The sequence below is a fragment of the Streptoverticillium reticulum genome (assembly GCF_047456005.1).
GTDB classification, from domain to species: Bacteria; Actinomycetota; Actinomycetes; order Streptomycetales; family Streptomycetaceae; genus Streptomyces; species Streptomyces reticulum.
This window is the reverse complement of sequence record NZ_CP179755.1, coordinates 2,107,462-2,121,810: the sequence shown is the minus strand read 5'-3', so window position 1 is coordinate 2,121,810 and position 14,349 is coordinate 2,107,462. Positions and strand designations below refer to the sequence as shown.

12 protein-coding genes are annotated in these 14,349 nt (G+C 72.4%); 6 read left to right on the top strand and 6 right to left on the bottom strand.

What is annotated here, in order from left to right:
• Window positions 1-335: 335 nt before the first annotated feature.
• Complete coding sequence (locus ACMATS_RS09560) at window positions 336-1,043, top strand: GntR family transcriptional regulator (protein WP_414167662.1); 708 nt, start codon at window positions 336-338, stop codon at window positions 1,041-1,043.
• A 105-nt stretch (window positions 1,044-1,148) separates the two neighbouring features.
• On the opposite strand, the gene ACMATS_RS09555 is transcribed toward ACMATS_RS09560, so the two are convergent.
• A complete protein-coding gene (locus tag ACMATS_RS09555; RefSeq protein ID WP_414167661.1) occupies window positions 1,149-1,970 on the bottom strand; it encodes a hypothetical protein in 822 nt (273 codons plus the stop codon).
• Between the two features lie 277 nt (window positions 1,971-2,247).
• Here ACMATS_RS09555 and ACMATS_RS09550 point away from each other — a divergent pair, with 277 nt between their 5' ends.
• On the top strand, window positions 2,248-4,200 hold the full coding sequence (locus ACMATS_RS09550; RefSeq protein ID WP_414167660.1) for a GTP-binding protein: 1,953 nt from the start codon (window positions 2,248-2,250) through the stop codon (window positions 4,198-4,200).
• 49 nt (window positions 4,201-4,249) lie between these two features.
• Here ACMATS_RS09550 and ACMATS_RS09545 read toward each other — a convergent pair whose 3' ends face one another.
• The 4 genes from ACMATS_RS09545 to ACMATS_RS09530 form a co-directional block, all read right to left on the bottom strand.
• A complete protein-coding gene (locus tag ACMATS_RS09545; protein ID WP_414167659.1) occupies window positions 4,250-5,500 on the bottom strand; it encodes an amidohydrolase family protein in 1,251 nt (416 codons plus the stop codon).
• A gap of 16 nt (window positions 5,501-5,516) precedes the next feature.
• Entirely contained in the window at window positions 5,517-6,641 is a 1,125-nt protein-coding gene (locus tag ACMATS_RS09540; RefSeq protein ID WP_414167658.1) for an MAB_1171c family putative transporter, read from the bottom strand.
• Window positions 6,638-7,162 (bottom strand): hypothetical protein, encoded by a 525-nt coding sequence (locus ACMATS_RS09535; RefSeq protein ID WP_336414931.1) that lies wholly within the window; start codon window positions 7,160-7,162, stop codon window positions 6,638-6,640. Before ACMATS_RS09535 ends, ACMATS_RS09540 begins: the two co-directional genes overlap by 4 nt.
• 100 nt (window positions 7,163-7,262) lie before the next feature.
• A complete protein-coding gene (locus ACMATS_RS09530; RefSeq protein WP_390778199.1) occupies window positions 7,263-7,721 on the bottom strand; it encodes a helix-turn-helix domain-containing protein in 459 nt (152 codons plus the stop codon).
• A 362-nt stretch (window positions 7,722-8,083) separates the two neighbouring features.
• Here ACMATS_RS09530 and ACMATS_RS09525 point away from each other — a divergent pair, with 362 nt between their 5' ends.
• Complete coding sequence (locus tag ACMATS_RS09525) at window positions 8,084-8,665, top strand: Uma2 family endonuclease (RefSeq protein ID WP_414167657.1); 582 nt, start codon at window positions 8,084-8,086, stop codon at window positions 8,663-8,665.
• Between the two features lie 52 nt (window positions 8,666-8,717).
• Here the strand turns inward: ACMATS_RS09525 and ACMATS_RS09520 are convergent, their stop codons facing one another.
• Window positions 8,718-10,376, bottom strand: a complete 1,659-nt coding sequence (locus ACMATS_RS09520; RefSeq protein ID WP_390778197.1) for a PucR family transcriptional regulator — start codon at window positions 10,374-10,376, stop codon at window positions 8,718-8,720.
• A 206-nt stretch (window positions 10,377-10,582) separates the two neighbouring features.
• Here ACMATS_RS09520 and ACMATS_RS09515 point away from each other — a divergent pair, with 206 nt between their 5' ends.
• Genes ACMATS_RS09515 through pucD form a run of 3 tightly spaced genes read left to right on the top strand, consistent with a single transcriptional unit; the run spans window position 10,583 to window position 14,316 of the window.
• A complete protein-coding gene (locus ACMATS_RS09515; RefSeq protein ID WP_414167656.1) occupies window positions 10,583-11,473 on the top strand; it encodes an FAD binding domain-containing protein in 891 nt (296 codons plus the stop codon).
• Window positions 11,464-11,949 carry a (2Fe-2S)-binding protein gene (locus ACMATS_RS09510; protein WP_414167655.1) on the top strand — a complete coding sequence of 162 codons (486 nt, stop codon included), beginning with the start codon at window positions 11,464-11,466 and terminating at the stop codon, window positions 11,947-11,949. Before ACMATS_RS09515 ends, ACMATS_RS09510 begins: the two co-directional genes overlap by 10 nt.
• A gap of 3 nt (window positions 11,950-11,952) precedes the next feature.
• The gene (pucD, locus tag ACMATS_RS09505; protein WP_414167654.1) at window positions 11,953-14,316 is read left to right on the top strand and encodes a xanthine dehydrogenase subunit D; all 2,364 of its coding nucleotides are present in this window, start codon (window positions 11,953-11,955) and stop codon (window positions 14,314-14,316) included.
• Window positions 14,317-14,349 lie beyond the last annotated feature (33 nt).

Here is a 14,349-nt window from a genome sequence, read left to right as displayed (position 1 = left end):
TGACGGAATCGCGCCGGGCGCCATAGGGGATCGCAGCAACTCGCCGCCAATGGAGGCCAAAGACATACGGATAGGTGTGAAAATTTTCGAACGCCGGTCAGAGGCAAGGGATTTGGGTTCTAATTAATCCACTCGAACGGGTGGCGTAGTCGATTCGGCATGCTGACAGTCGGTCGATGCGGTCCATGTCACTCGTGAGAGGGCAGGTGCAGCAGTGTCCGGGGGTGCGGAGTGCACGAGGAAGGCGAAGGAAACAGCAGCTCGTGCCGATCGTTAATAGGTTAGGTTTACCTTATCCGGATGGATCCGGGTTTGAACTGCCGGATCCGCCGCCTATGGTTCCGTTTGGACACCAGGAGGACCGGATGGAGCAGGGCAGACCCCACGCCGCCGTGCCCGCACAGGCGGACGCCCGCGGCGAGCACGTCCACGAGGCGTACGAGCGCCCGGCGCGCCGGGTCCCCCAGCGGTACTCCGTGCGCGGCCAGGTGCTGGACGCGCTGCGCAAGGCGCTGGTGAGCGGCGAGCTCACACCCGGCGAGGTCTACTCCGGGCCGGTGCTCGGCGAGCGGTTCGGGGTGTCGGCGACACCGGTGCGCGAGGCGATGCAGCAGCTGGTCCTCGAGGGCGCCGTCGAGGTCGTCCCCAACCGCGGCTTCCGGGTCGCCAGCCGCACGGCCCGCGACCTGGCCGAGCTCGCCGAGGTGCGCGCGCTCCTGGAGGTCCCCGCCGTGCTGCGGCTGGCCGGCGCGGCCCCCGCGGGCTGCTGGGCCGGGCTGCGCCCGCTGGCGGAGCGGGCGGCCGCGGTCGCGGTGTGCGGCGACCGGGCCGCTTACGCGGAGGCCGACCGCGCCTTTCACGCTGCGCTGCTGGCTCTGACGGGGAACCGTCAGCTGGTCCTCGTCGCCGAGGGCTTGCAGCGGCGCACCCCTGCCACGGACCTTACGCGGGACGCGGCCGAGCATCTGGTGCTGTTGGACGCATTGGCGTCCGGGGATCTGGCGCGTGCCGAGGATGTGCTCAGGCGGCACGTTCACGGTTAGCTGCGGGCCGGTGGGGGTTGCTCGCGCAGTTCCCCGCGCCCCTTACGGGGCGCGATCACGTATGGCAGTGCCCCCAGTCGACGCACTGCGCTGCCTGCGGGGCGCTCAGTCGCCCCCCAGCCGTCGCGCCAGCCACGTCGGCACCCCGCCCAGCAGGCGCACCAGGCGACTCGCCTCCCTGCGGAGCCGGGCGGCCTCGTTCTCGTCCTCCGTCACGGCCGCCAGTGATACCAAAGCGGGCGCAATGCCCACCAAATACCCCAATTCCTCCCGAATGCGGAGTGATTCGGTGAAGCCGTAACGCGCCTCGCTGAGCCGTCCGTCCTGCTCCGCCATGGCCGCCACATGGCGCCACGTGAACGACAGGAGCAGCCGCTGCCCCCGCGCCGTGGCCCCCGCGTGCGCCCGCTCGAACGCCGCCGTCGCATCGCCCGGGTTCTCCGACAGGTGCTGGGCGATCAGTCCCCGGCGGAAGTCCAGCAACGGCCGCGTGGGCGACTGCGGCCCGAGCAGCGCGGCCGCCCGCCCGAGCGCGGAGCGCGCCTCGTCGGCCCGGTCCCGTACGCTCAAAAGAGTGGAGGCGTACGCGAGATGGCCCCGTTCGCACGCGGCCGCACCGCGCTCCTCGTCGTCGCCGGCGAGCGCCTCGGCCGACCGCAGCGCATCCTCCGCGGCCCCCCAGCCCCGGCCCGTGTACATGCACTGCTCGATCAGCACCGCCGTGCGCCGCTGCGCCGCCTCCGGCCCCTCCGCGGCGTGCGGGGCCAGCAGTGCGGCGGCGTCCTCCCAGCAGGCGCGCGACCGCAGCCGCCACACGGCCCGGCCGAGCGGATCGTCCTGTCCGCAGGGGGAGTCGGGGGGATCGTCCCCGCCGCGAGGTCCCCTCGGCTCCGGCAGTCCGGAATTCCGCATGGCGGTGTCCGCCACAGTCCCCTCCCCAAGTCTTCGAGCGCGCCGTCGAGCTGGAAGCCTGCGCGCATCTCAGCACGAACGAGCAGGTGCAGCCAAGAGGTAAGTGTGAACCAATTCACAATCTTCCGGCGGCGCATCGCAGGGAAAAAATCGCTGGCGACGGCACGCGCCGCGATGCGAGCATGCCCTCGCCACTGCTGCCGAGGAGACGCGGAGACCACGGGCATGCGCCAGACCTTCGAAAACACCCACCGCCCCGACCGGACACCTGTTTTCGAGGACTTCTGCACGCATGCGCGCCCCCAGCACACCCAGCACACCCAGCACGCTCAACATCGGGATCCTGGCCCACGTCGACGCCGGTAAGACCAGCCTCACGGAGCGCCTGCTCTTCGACACCGGGGCGATCGACCGCCTCGGCAGCGTCGACGAGGGCAGCACCCGCACGGACACCGGCGAGCTGGAGCGCCGCCGGGGCATCACCATCCGCACGGCCGTCGCGCCGTTCACCGTGGGCGGCCTGAGGGTCAACCTCATCGACACCCCGGGCCACAGCGACTTCATCGCCGAGGTCGAGCGCGCGCTCGGCGTACTGGACGCGGCGGTGCTCGTCGTCTCCGCGGTGGAGGGCGTCCAGGCGCAGACGCGCGTGCTGATGAAGAGCCTGCGCCGACTGGGCCTGCCGGTCCTGCTCTTCGTCAACAAGACGGACCGCGCGGGCGCGGACGTCGGGCGCACGCTGCAGGACATCCGCGCGCGGCTGACGCGCGGCGCCGCCGCCGTGCCGATGACGGGCTCGCTCGCGGACCCGGAGTTCCGCGAGCGCGTGGCGGAGATCCTGGCGGAGCAGGACGACGCGCTCCTGGCCGATCTCGTCGAGGGCCGCACGCCGGACGCCGGCGCACTGCGCGCGCGGATCACCGAGGGCACGGCACGGGGCGAGGTGCATCCCGTCTACTGCGGATCGGCCCTGTCGGGCACGGGAGTTGCGGGCCTGATCGAGGGGATGGCGACGTGGCTGCCGCACGCCTCCGCCGCCGCGAACGGTACGGGTGCGCCCAGCGGTACGGTCTTCGCGGTGGAGCGCGCGGCCGGAACGGGCGAGAAGACGGCGTACCTCCGCCTGTTCGCGGGGGAACTGCGCAGCAGGGACCGCATCACGCTGAGCAGCGGCGCAGGGGAGCACTCGGGCCGCGTCACGTCCCTCGACGTCGTCGGCGGAGGAAGCGTCCTCACCGCGGGGGAGATCGCGCGGATCCGCGGCCTGCCCCGGGTCCGCGTGGGCGACCGCCTGGGCCCGGCCCGTTCCGCAGAGGGGGAGGGGTACTTCGCGCCGCCGGCGCTGGAGACGGTGGTGCGTCCCGTGCACCCGCAGGAGGCGGCGCGCCTGCACGCCGCGCTCGCGGCCCTGGCCGACCAGGACCCGCTGATCGCCGCCCGCGCGCTGCCGGAGGGGGAGGGCGGCGGGACGAGCGTCCTGCTGTACGGGGAGATCCAGAAGGAGATCCTCGCGTCGACGCTGGGCGAGGAGTTCGGCGTGACCGCCGTCTTCGAGCCGAGCCGCACGGTCCACCGCGAGCGCCTGCTCGGCACGGGCTCGGCCCACGAGGCGATCGACCGCCACGGCGGGCACGTCTTCTGGGCCACGGTGGGCCTGCGCGTGGAGCCGGGAGCCTTCGGGGCCGGGGTGACGTTCCGTCGCGAGACCGAACTGGGCGCACTCCCGCACGCCTTGGACCGCGCCATCGAGGAGACGGTCCACCGCACCCTGGAACAGGGCCTGTACGGCTGGGCGGTGACGGACTGCACGGTCACCCTGACCCACTCCGGCTACGCGAGCCCGGTCAGCACGGCGGCGGACTTCCGCAACCTGACCCCGCTGGTCCTGATGCGCGCCCTGGCGGAGGCGGGTACGCGCGTGTACGAGCCGTGCCACGCGTACGAACTGGAGCTCCCGGCGGATGCGCTGGGCGCGGTGACGGCGATGCTGAGCGAGACGGGAGCCGGCATCGCGGAGACGGTGCCGGAGGACGGCGGGTCGGCATGGCTGCTGAAGGGCACCATTGCGGCCCGCCGTATCCCTCTGGTGGAGCGGCGCCTGTCACCGCTGACGCGCGGGGAGGCCGTCTGGTGGTCGACCCCGACGACGGACCGACCGTACGAGGGCCGCCCGCCGAGGCGTCCCCGGACGGACGGCAATCCCCTGAACAGGGCGGAATACCTGAGGCACTTGGCGCCCCGATAGGGGCGCGGGGAACTGCGCGACCAGCCACAGCGAACCCGCACCCGCAGAACTACCCCTCGACCCCCCGCCCGTCCGCCAGGACGAACCGCACGCGCCGCAGCGCATCCAACTCGACCAGAGGATTGCCGTCCACGACAAGAACATCGGCCCGGTACCCCGGGGCAAGCCGCCCCACCTCGCCCCCGATCCCCAGAGCCAGCGCAGCGTCACCGGTCGCCATGTCGACGATCTTCGCCAGCGGGATGCCCAGGTACTGGTAGAACTCCAGGCTGTTGACGAACTTGTCGAACACCGCGCGCGTCACGCCCGCGTCCGTGCCAGCGATCATCGGGACGCCGAGCTCCGCCATCCAGCGCATGGACGCGAAGAGTTCCTCGGCGCGCTCGTGTCCGACGCGCTCGGCGAACCCGCGCCAGTTCGGGCTGGTGGCCGTGCAGACGTGGATCCCGGCGGCCTTGATGGCGTCCACGAGGTCCTCGCGGAGGTCGAATCCGCCGTCCTCGGCCATCCACGTGCAGTGCTCGATGGTGGACACGCCCGCGGCCACGGCCGCCTCGATGCCCGCGGTGCCGTGGGCGTGGACGGCGACGGGCAGCCCGGCCCGGTTGGCCTCCTCGACGACGAGCCGGAGCTCGTCCGCGGTGAACTGGCTCTGCCAGACCGCCGGTCCGCCGCGGGTGTGCCCGCCGCCGGTGGCCATCACCTTGATGACGTCGGCCCCGGCGTCGATGTTGCGCCGGACCAGGGCGCGGAGGGCGTCCGGTCCGTCGACCTCGCCGCCGAAGAACCAGCAGTGCCCGCCCGGCGCGGTGACCGGCGTCGCCGCGGAGAGGATGCGCGGACCGGGCAGGGCGCCCTCGGCGACGGCGTCGCGCAGGCGCAGGGCCAGGCCGTTCCGGTCGCCCAGGTCGCGCACCGTGGTCACGCCGCTGCCGAGCAGCCGGCGGGCCCGCTCGGCCATGCCGGCCAGGAGGGACTCGTCGTCGCTGTTCTGCAGGGCGGTCACGGGGTCGTCGCTGCCGTCGAACGCCAGGTGGACGTGGCAGTCGATGAGGCCGGGCAGCACGGTGGCGTCCCCGAAGTCCCGCCGGGCGGTGCCGTCGGGAGCCAGGGCCTCGACCGCCGCGCGCGGGCCGGCGGCCGTGACCGTGCCGTCCTGCACCAGCATGGCGCCGTCCTCGACGTGCTCCCCGCCGGGGCCGGTGAGCACCCGGGCCGCTGTGATCAGTGCGTCTGTGCGCAGTGCGTCTGTGCGCAGTGCGTCTATGAGCTGTGCGTCTGTGAGCTGTGCGTCGCTCATGGTGTGTTCGGAACTCCTATGCCGTCGTCACCAAGGCCTCGGCCACGGCAACCAGTTGCCGCGCGTCGGCGTCGATGCTGTCTTCACCCGGAAGCGCCACCGCCAGCGCCTCGGTCGTCACGGGCGTGCCTGCGGCCTGGGCGCACAGGGCCGCGCGCAGGTGCTCCGCCACCGCCTGGGGCGTGGCACCGTCCTGGACGCCCAGTTGCGCCAGGTACGGGCTCACCCGGACCAGGCCGTCGCGGCACTCGATGACCCGCCGGTAGTACCTGCGGTGCACTCCGCGCATGTGTATCGCCTCGCGCCACCTGCCGCCGGGCGAGCGGCCGAGGGCGTCCTGCGGGAATGCGTCGTGCAGCAGGTCCCACAGCGGGCGGAGGCGCTGGTACGTGCGGCGGTGCTGCCGCCAGATCCGGAAACCGGCCAGCCGCATGGCCAGACCGGGGTAGCTCAGTCCCACGACGAAGGCCGGCACCGCGAGCGCGAACAGCAGCGCCACGCTGTGCGACAGCCCGGCCGGGGCGGTGCCGCTGCCGAACCAGCCCGTGAGGTCCATCACCACGCGCAGCGCGTTGGCCGCCGCCATGCCGGCCAGCGAACCGGCGGTGATCCACAGCCCGGTGGCGGACGGTTTCTGCGACATCCGCGCGTAGCGGGCGGTCCACCGGGCCGTGGTCGCCAGGGAGTAGACCAGGTACAGCTGTGCGGCGACGAAGAAGACGGCGACCTGCGGTGTGTGCAGGTCGGCCTGCCCGTAGGGGCGGCCGCGGACGTCGGCCGGGGCGGTCACGGTGGCCACGGTGATGACGATCGCCGTCAACACCAGGGGCACCGCTTCGAGACGGGCACGGCGGCTCGCCCGGTGCCGGTCCGCGGCGGAGTGCAGGAAGAACGTCAGCAGCGAGTACACCGCCGCCAGGAGCAGCACGTTGGACAACAGGCTGGCCGCACCGGTGCCGAGCGCGGCGTCGAGAGCGCGCTTCTCGGGCGGGAACCCGGTCGAGAACGAACCGGCCGTGCACACGAGACAGGCGGTGACCGCGCGGAGCGCACGGTCGTACGGGGCCTGGGTGAGCTGGTAGACCTTCCAGAGCACGGCCAGGACGAACAGGGCGGCCGTCAGGCACATCACGACGGTCACAGCCACCCCCTGCGGTCGCCGAGGGCGGTCTGGACGCGGTTGACCGAGGGGTCGGCGACCGGGCGGGGCGCCACCCGGTCCAGGACCGACGCCCACTCCAGGATGATCGTGGCGACGAGCTCCGCCTGGCGCTCGTGCTCCTCGTCGTACGAGGTGCGCCGCAGGCCGCGGGTGACGGTGTCCGGTGCGAGTCCGGGCATGGTCGCCTGCAGGAAGTCGGCGCCGGTGTCGACGCCTTCGTGGTCGGCCATGATGTGACCCACTTCGTGCAGGATGATGTGGTCCTGGTGGGTCTTGCTGGTTTCCTGCTGGTACAGGATGTAGTCGGCCGTCGGCGTCGCTATCCAGCAGCCGAACGGCCCCGGCATGGGCAGCGGATGGGGGACGAGCCGGATGGGGCGCCCGCGGCGCTCACCGAGTTTCCGGCACAGCTCTTCCACGCGGAGCGGCGGCTTGATGTCCAAGGCCCGCAGTTCGCGCTTGCAGCGGCGTCGGAGCTCCCGCTCCGTCAAGTGGATCAAGTAGATCTCTCCTGCATTTCCTGTGCAAATGCGGCATGAATCCCCCTTTCCTGCCCCCTCGTCTACAACGGTGCATACCGGAACGCCGGCGTCGGTGTCGTCAACCGTTCATGCCGTCTCCGCGCTCTGCTTGCTCCAACTTGTAGACGACGTCCAGGAGATCCATGACCTGCTTGCGCCGCTCCGGGGAGAGCTCGCCGGCCCGCATCGCCATGAGCTTCACGTCACCGCTGCCCATGGCCTCCTTCATCCGGGCCTGCTGGGCCTCCAACGCCTTGAGCTTCCCGTCGACTTCGCCGGCCGCTTCGTCGTCGAAGAAGTAGGCGACGGGAATGCCGAAGAAGTCGGCCAGGGCCTGGAGGTGGCTGATGGTGGGGTTGGTCTTCTTCCCCTTGCGCAGCTGCCAGATGTAGCTCTGCGAGATCGTGGTGAGCCCCCGCTTGCAGATGCCCTCGGCCACTTGCTCGTTGCTGTACTCGTGGCCGCTCGGCGGCCTGATGCTCTCGAACAGCCGGTTGATCTTCTCCGCAAGACTGCAGGGTCGTGTCTGCTCGCTCAAGCCTCCCCCTCTCCCGTGATCGGACGCGGTCACCCTACCCGAGTGAAATTTTTCGCCCCGGCCGGATTCATCGCAGTGGAGAGGCGGGGAGGGGATGGTGGCGAGCACTTCCACTGACGTGAGAAGCTTCAGCCGCGACGGCGTTCACGTGAGTGAAAACGGGGGCGTCGGCTGCCTGATGCTGGGCTCACGGGGGTAGTCCAGCGCCGGCTCGCCGACGTGCCGTCGCAACGCCGGGTCCGGCGCCGGGGGGTGACCCTCCGGCGCCGGGTCGGGTCGACGACGGGGGCGGCAGCCGGCGGGGGAGGGGAACGCCGGTCGGCGCTCGCCGTTGGCGCGGGCGCAGCGTGTACGTTGAGGGTGTGACCGAGCAAAGCATCTACCGGCACCTGCGCGAGTACCGCGACACGTTCGACAAGCCTGCTCCCCTCGCGTGGCCCGAAATCAGCCACGGTCAGCTGCTGATGATGATGAGCCCCGCGTTGCACCACCAACGTGTCGCGCACCGCGTGCGCGTACAGCTCGACGCGCAGCTGTCGGGAACCGGCCTGGTCGCGATGACGGAAACCGACGTCGAGGACGTCGCACTCGGCATCCTGCGCATCCCCGATATCGTCGTCATCGACGAGGACATGGCCGACGCCGAAGCCGAGGCGATCGACCCGCGCCGGTCCCACCTCGTCGTCGAGATCGTCTCCCGCTCCAACCCGGAGAACGACTACGAGGGAAAACTGCGCGACTACCCGGCGATGGGCATTCCGCACTACCTGATCATCGATCCCCGCGACGGAACCGCCCTCCACTACTGGGGTCTCGCGGTGCAGAACGGCGTACCTGCCTACGACAACCGGCAGCGTTACACCTTCGGTGAGACCGTCACCGTCGGCGACTGGAAGATCGAGACTGCCGATCTGCCGCTCTACACGCAGAGCACCACCCGGTGACCGTCACGGTACGCCTCGCTGCCGTGCCGCCTCGGCGATAGCTGCCGCACCCTCAACTCATCCGCAGCGCCAGGAAAAAGTCCAGCTTGTCCTCCAGGCGCGACAGGTCCCGCCCCGTCAACTGCTCGATCCGGCCCACCCGGTAGCGCAGCGTGTTCACGTGCAGGTGCAGCCGCGTCGCACAGCGCGTCCAGGAGCCGTCGCAGTCCAGGAACGCCTCCAGGGTCGGGATCAGCTCCGCGCGGTGGCGGTGGTCGTAGTCCTTCAGCGGGTCCAGCAGACGGGCCGTGAAGGCGCGGCGGACGTCGTCCGGGACGAACGGGAGCAGCAGGACGTGCGAGGCCAGTTCCTGGTGGCCCGCGGCGCAGACCGGGCCCGGGCGGGCCGCGGCCACGCGCCGGGCGTGACGGGCCTCCTCCAGGGCGCCGCGCAGGCCCTCCGCGGAGTGGACGGGGGCGCTGACGCCGAAGGTCAGGCGGCCGTCGTCGGCGAGGCCGGCGGCCAGGGGGGTGCGGACGGCCGCGAGCAGGGCGTCCGCGTGCAGACCCGTGGCCGTCGCTTCGTCCGTACCGGTGACGACGGCGGGGAGCGGCACCAGGGCCACCGCCTCGTCGCCCGTGTGGGCGACCGCGATGCGGTCCGACGGCTCGGGGCCGGTCGCGTCCGGGTCGACCAGGACCTCCTCCAGGAGCGCCTGCGCGACCGGGCCGGCCTCGATGTCGCCGTCCGCCCACTCGACGCGGGCGACCACGATCTGCCAGTGCGGTGCCGTGCCCAGGCCGGGCAGCAGCACGGGCGCGGCCACCCGCAGGCGGGCCGCGATCTCGGCGGGCGCGGCGCCCGTCTGGACCAGCTCCAGGACCTCCTGGGCGAGCCGGCGCCGCACGGTGCGCGCGGCGTCGCGCCGGTCGCGCTCGACGGCGATCAGCTGGGTGACGCCCTGCAGCAGGTCGAGCCGCTCGGCGGGCCAGTCCGCGGCGTCGGCCTCGACGGCCAGCAGCCAGTCAGACAGGACCGTCTCGCGGACGTCCCGGCCGGCCGTCATGCGGCCGCCGCTGCGGATGGGGAAGACCGAGTACGTGTGACCGCCGGCCGTCACCCGGTGCGGCTCGCGGCGGCCGGTGCGGGCCGCGGCCAGGTGCTCGCCCGCCAGCACCGCGCCGACCGGCGCGGCCAGGGCGGCGCCCGCGATGCGGCGGCCGGTGGGGGAGAGTACCCAGGCCGGCAGGTCCAGGTCCGACTTGAGCAGGTCCAGGACGACCTCGGGGCCGCCGCCCGCCGGGCCGGAGGTCATCAGCCGCCGGTGCCGGTCCACGACGGCGGCCAGGTCGCCCGCGCGCTCGCTGGAGACCTGCCGCACCACGTGCTCGGTGATGGAGGCGAAGGAGACCGTCTCGTCGACGGAGAACAGTGGCAGCCGGTGCCGGGCGCAGGCCTCGATCAGGTCGTCCGGCGTCGAGGCGATCTCGGCCTCGCCCGCCGCCAGCCCGGCCACCCCGGCCGCCGTCAGGATGCGGACGAACCGCTCCGAGTCGGCCGGCTCCCGCCGCCACGCCAGTCCCGTGAGCACCAGCTCGCCGCCGGAGAGGTAGCGGCTGGGGTCGCGCAGGTCGGTGGTCATCACCCCGCGGACCGTACGGTCCAGCTCGTCCTCACCGCCGAGCAGCCGAAGGCCCAGCGCATCGGTCTCCAGCAGTGCGCGCAGCCGCATCCTCGTCGCCGCCGTTCTTCTTGTAGCCGGTCGTGTAACCGGTGGAATGCTGTGAGGTTTCCGAACCCCGTCTTTCGTTCGAATCTACAAGACCATGGGCCTGGCCAGCCAACCGCTTCATGGTTTCGGTGACTGCACGGGCCCGTTCCGCCCTCGCTGTACTGGCTCCACCCGCACCCCACCGCCGCAGCGAGAAGAGAACCGCCATGGACTTCCTGCGCCCCACCGGCTGGGAGGAGGCGCTCGCGCTCAAGGCCGAGCACCCCACGGCCGTGCCCATAGCGGGCGGCACGGATGTGATGGTCGAGATCAACTTCGACCACCGCCGCCCGCAGCAGCTGCTCGACCTCACCCGCATCGACGAGCTCCGCGCGTGGGAGACCGGCGAGGACAGCGTACGGCTCGGCGCGGCCGTCCCGTACGCCCGGATCATCGCGCAGCTGCGGACCGAGCTCCCCGGCCTCGCCCTCGCCGCCCGCACCGTCGGCTCCCCGCAGATCCGCAACCGCGGCACCGTCGGCGGCAACCTCGGCGCCGCCTCCCCGGCCGGCGACGCGCACCCCGCCCTCCTGGCGGCCGGCGCCGTGATCGAGGCGGAGTCGGTGCGCGGTACGCGCATGATTCCCGTCGATTCCTTCTACACGGGCGTCAAGCGCAACGCCCTCGCCCCGGACGAGCTGATCCGGGCCGTGCACGTCGAACGGGCCGACGGGCCGCAGCAGTTCTCCAAGGTCGGCACCCGCAACGCGATGGTCATCGCGGTCTGCGCCTTCGGCCTCGCCCTGCACCCGCGCACCCGCACCGTGCGCACCGGGATCGGCTCGGCGGCCCCCACGCCCGTACGGGCCGAGGCGGCCGAGGAGTTCCTCGCCGCGGCTCTGGAGGAGGGCCGGTGCTGGGAGACCGGACGGCCCGTACCCCCTTCCGCCGCGCGCCAGTTCGCCGAGCTGGCCTCCGGCGCCTGCAGCCCGATCGACGACGTCCGCGGCAGCGCCGCCTACCGGCGCCGGGCCGTCGGCGTCATGGCCCGCCGCACGCTCGACTGGGCCTGGCAGGAGTACCGCAGCAACGGGGAGGAAGTGCAGCAGTGCGCGTGAAGTTCACGGTCAACGGACGGCCGCAGCGGGCCGACGACGTGTGGGAGGGCGAGAGCCTCCTGTACGTCCTGCGCGAACGCCTGGGTCTGCCGGGCTCCAAGAACGCCTGCGAGCAGGGCGAATGCGGCTCCTGCACGGTCCGGCTCGACGGCGTGCCCGTGTGTGCCTGCCTGGTGGCCGCCGGACAGGCGGAGGGCCGCGAGGTCGTCACCGTCGAAGGGCTGGCGGCGGGCACACCGGGCGAACTCGCGCCCGTGCAGCAGGCGTTCATCGACGCCGGGGCCGTCCAGTGCGGATTCTGCACCCCCGGCCTCCTCGTCGCCGCCGACGACCTGCTCGCCCACACCCCGCAGCCCTCCGACGCGGACATCCGCGAGGCGCTCTCCGGCAACCTGTGCCGATGTACCGGCTACGAGAAGATCCTCGACGCGGTGCGCCTGGCGGCGGCCCGCGCTCAGGCCGGACAGGAGGTCTGAGCCGTGCGCGACCTCACCCAGGGCATCCGCGCCAGGGGCGGCATCGGCGAGTCCACGCTCCGCCCCGACGGCACCCTCAAGGTCAGCGGCGAGTTCGCCTACGCCTCCGACCTGTGGCACGAGGACATGCTGTGGGGCTTCACCCTCCGCAGCCCCCACGCCCACGCCCGGATCCTGTCCGTCGACGTCTCCGAGGCGCTGCGCACCGCCGGCGTGCACGCCGTCATGACCCATGACGACCTCCCGGCCGAGACCCGCTACGGGCTGGAGATCAAGGACACGCCCGTCCTCGCCGACGGCATCGTGCGCTGCCACGGCGAGCCCGTGGCCCTCGTCGCCGCCGACCACCCCGAGACCGCCCGCCGCGCGGCGGCGAAGATCAAGGTGGAGTACGGGCAACTCCCCGTCGTCACCGACGAGAAGACCGCCACCGCCCCCGGCGCTCCGCTCCTGCATCCCGCCCGCGACGACGTCCACTCCCGCCACGTCCCGCACCCCAACATCGTCCACCGCCAGCCGGTCCTCCGCGGCGACGTCGCCGCGGCACGGAAGCGGGCCGATGTCGTCGTGCACGGCGAGTACGAGATGGGCATGCAGGACCAGGCTTTCCTGGGCCCGGAGTCGGGTCTGGCCGTGCCCGCCGAGGACGGCGGCGTCGACCTCTACGTCTCCACCCAGTGGCTGCACGCCGACCTGCGCCAGGTCGCCCCCGTCCTCGGCCTGCCCGAGGACAAGGTGCGCATGACCCTCTCCGGCGTCGGCGGCGCCTTCGGCGGCCGCGAGGACCTGTCCATGCAGGCCCACGCCTGCCTGCTGGCGCTGCGCACCGGCAAACCCGTCAAGATCGTCTACAACCGCTTCGAGTCCTTCTTCGGGCACGTCCACCGCCACCCCGCCAAGCTCGCCTACGAGCACGGGGCCACCCGCGACGGAAAGTTGCTCTACGTCCGGTGCCGCATCGTCCTCGACGGCGGCGCCTACGCCTCCTCCTCCCCGGCCGTCGTCGGCAACGCGGCCTCGCTCGCGATCGGCCCGTACGTCGTCGACAACGTCGACGTCGAGGCCCTCGCCCTCTACACCAACAACCCGCCCTGCGGGGCCATGCGCGGCTTCGGCGCCGTGCAGGCCTGCTTCGCCTACGAGGCCCAGATGGACCGCGTCGCTGCCGAACTCGGCATGGATCCGGTCGCGTTCCGGCAGCGCAACGCCATGGCGCAGGGCGCCGTGATGCCGACGGGCCAGGTCGTCGACTCCCCGGCGCCCGTCGCCGAACTCCTGCGCCGCGTCAAGGCGATGCCGCTGCCGCCCGAGCGGCAGTGGGAGACGGCGGGCGGCGCCCCGGACCTGCGCGCCCTGCCCGGCGGCCTGTCGAACACCACGCACGGCGAGGGCGTCGTGCGGGGTGTCGGCTACGCGGTCGGCATCAAGAACGTCGGCTTCTCCGAGGGCTTCGACGACTACTCCACCGCGCGCGTCCGCCTGGAGGTCGTGGGCGGCGAGCCCGTCGCCACCGTGCACACCGCGATGGCCGAGGTCGGCCAGGGCGGCGTCACCGTGCACGCCCAGATCGCCCGCACCGAGCTCGGCGTGGCCCGCGTCACCATCAACCCGGCCGACACCAGGGTCGGTTCGGCCGGCTCCACCTCCGCCTCCCGGCAGACGTACGTCACCGGCGGCGCGGTCAAGCACGCCTGCGAGGCCGTGCGCGAGGACGTGCTGGAGCTGGGACGGGCCCGCTTCGGCTCGTACCACCCGGCGTGGGCGACGGCCGAACTCCTGCTGGAGGACGGCAAGGTCGTCACCGACGGCGGCGAGGTCCTCGCCGATCTCGCCGACGTCCTCGACGACACGTGCGTGGAACGCGAGCTGGAGTGGCGCCACCGGCCCACCGAACCGTTCGACCTGCGCACGGGCCAGGGCAAGGGGCACGTCCAGTACTCGTTCGCCGCGCACCGGGCCGTCGTCGAGGTCGACACCGAGCTCGGGCTGGTGAAGGTCGTGGAACTGGCCTGCGCCCAGGACGTCGGCAAGGCGCTCAACCCGCTGTCCGTCACCGGCCAGATCCAGGGCGGCTCCACCCAGGGCCTGGGGCTCGCCGTCATGGAGGAGATCGTGGTCGACCCGGCGACCGCGAAGGTGCGGAATCCCTCCTTCACCGACTATCTGATCCCCACCATCCTCGACACCCCCGCCATTCCCGTCGACATCCTCGAACTCGCCGACGACCATGCCCCTTACGGGCTGCGGGGGGTTGGGGAGGCGCCCACGTTGTCCTCGACGCCGGCCGTTGTGGCGGCCATTCGGCAAGCCACGTCGCTGGCGCTGTGCCGGGTGCCGGTGAGGCCCGAGCATCTTACGGGGACCTGAGGTTGTTCGTCGGCTGCGGGTAGGTCTTGGTTG

Bases quoted from the DNA above. Each gene is read 5' to 3' on its own strand.
- ACMATS_RS09560 (WP_414167662.1), top strand. From the start codon at position 336: ATGGTTCCGTTTGGACACCAGGAGGACCGGATGGAGCAGGGCAGACCC.
- ACMATS_RS09550 (WP_414167660.1), top strand. From the start codon at position 2,248: ATGCGCGCCCCCAGCACACCCAGCACACCCAGCACGCTCAACATCGGG.
- ACMATS_RS09545 (WP_414167659.1), bottom strand. From the start codon at position 5,500: ATGAGCGACGCACAGCTCACAGACGCACAGCTCATAGACGCACTGCGC.
- ACMATS_RS09520 (WP_390778197.1), bottom strand. From the start codon at position 10,376: ATGCGGCTGCGCGCACTGCTGGAGACCGATGCGCTGGGCCTTCGGCTG.
- ACMATS_RS09515 (WP_414167656.1), top strand. From the start codon at position 10,583: ATGGACTTCCTGCGCCCCACCGGCTGGGAGGAGGCGCTCGCGCTCAAG.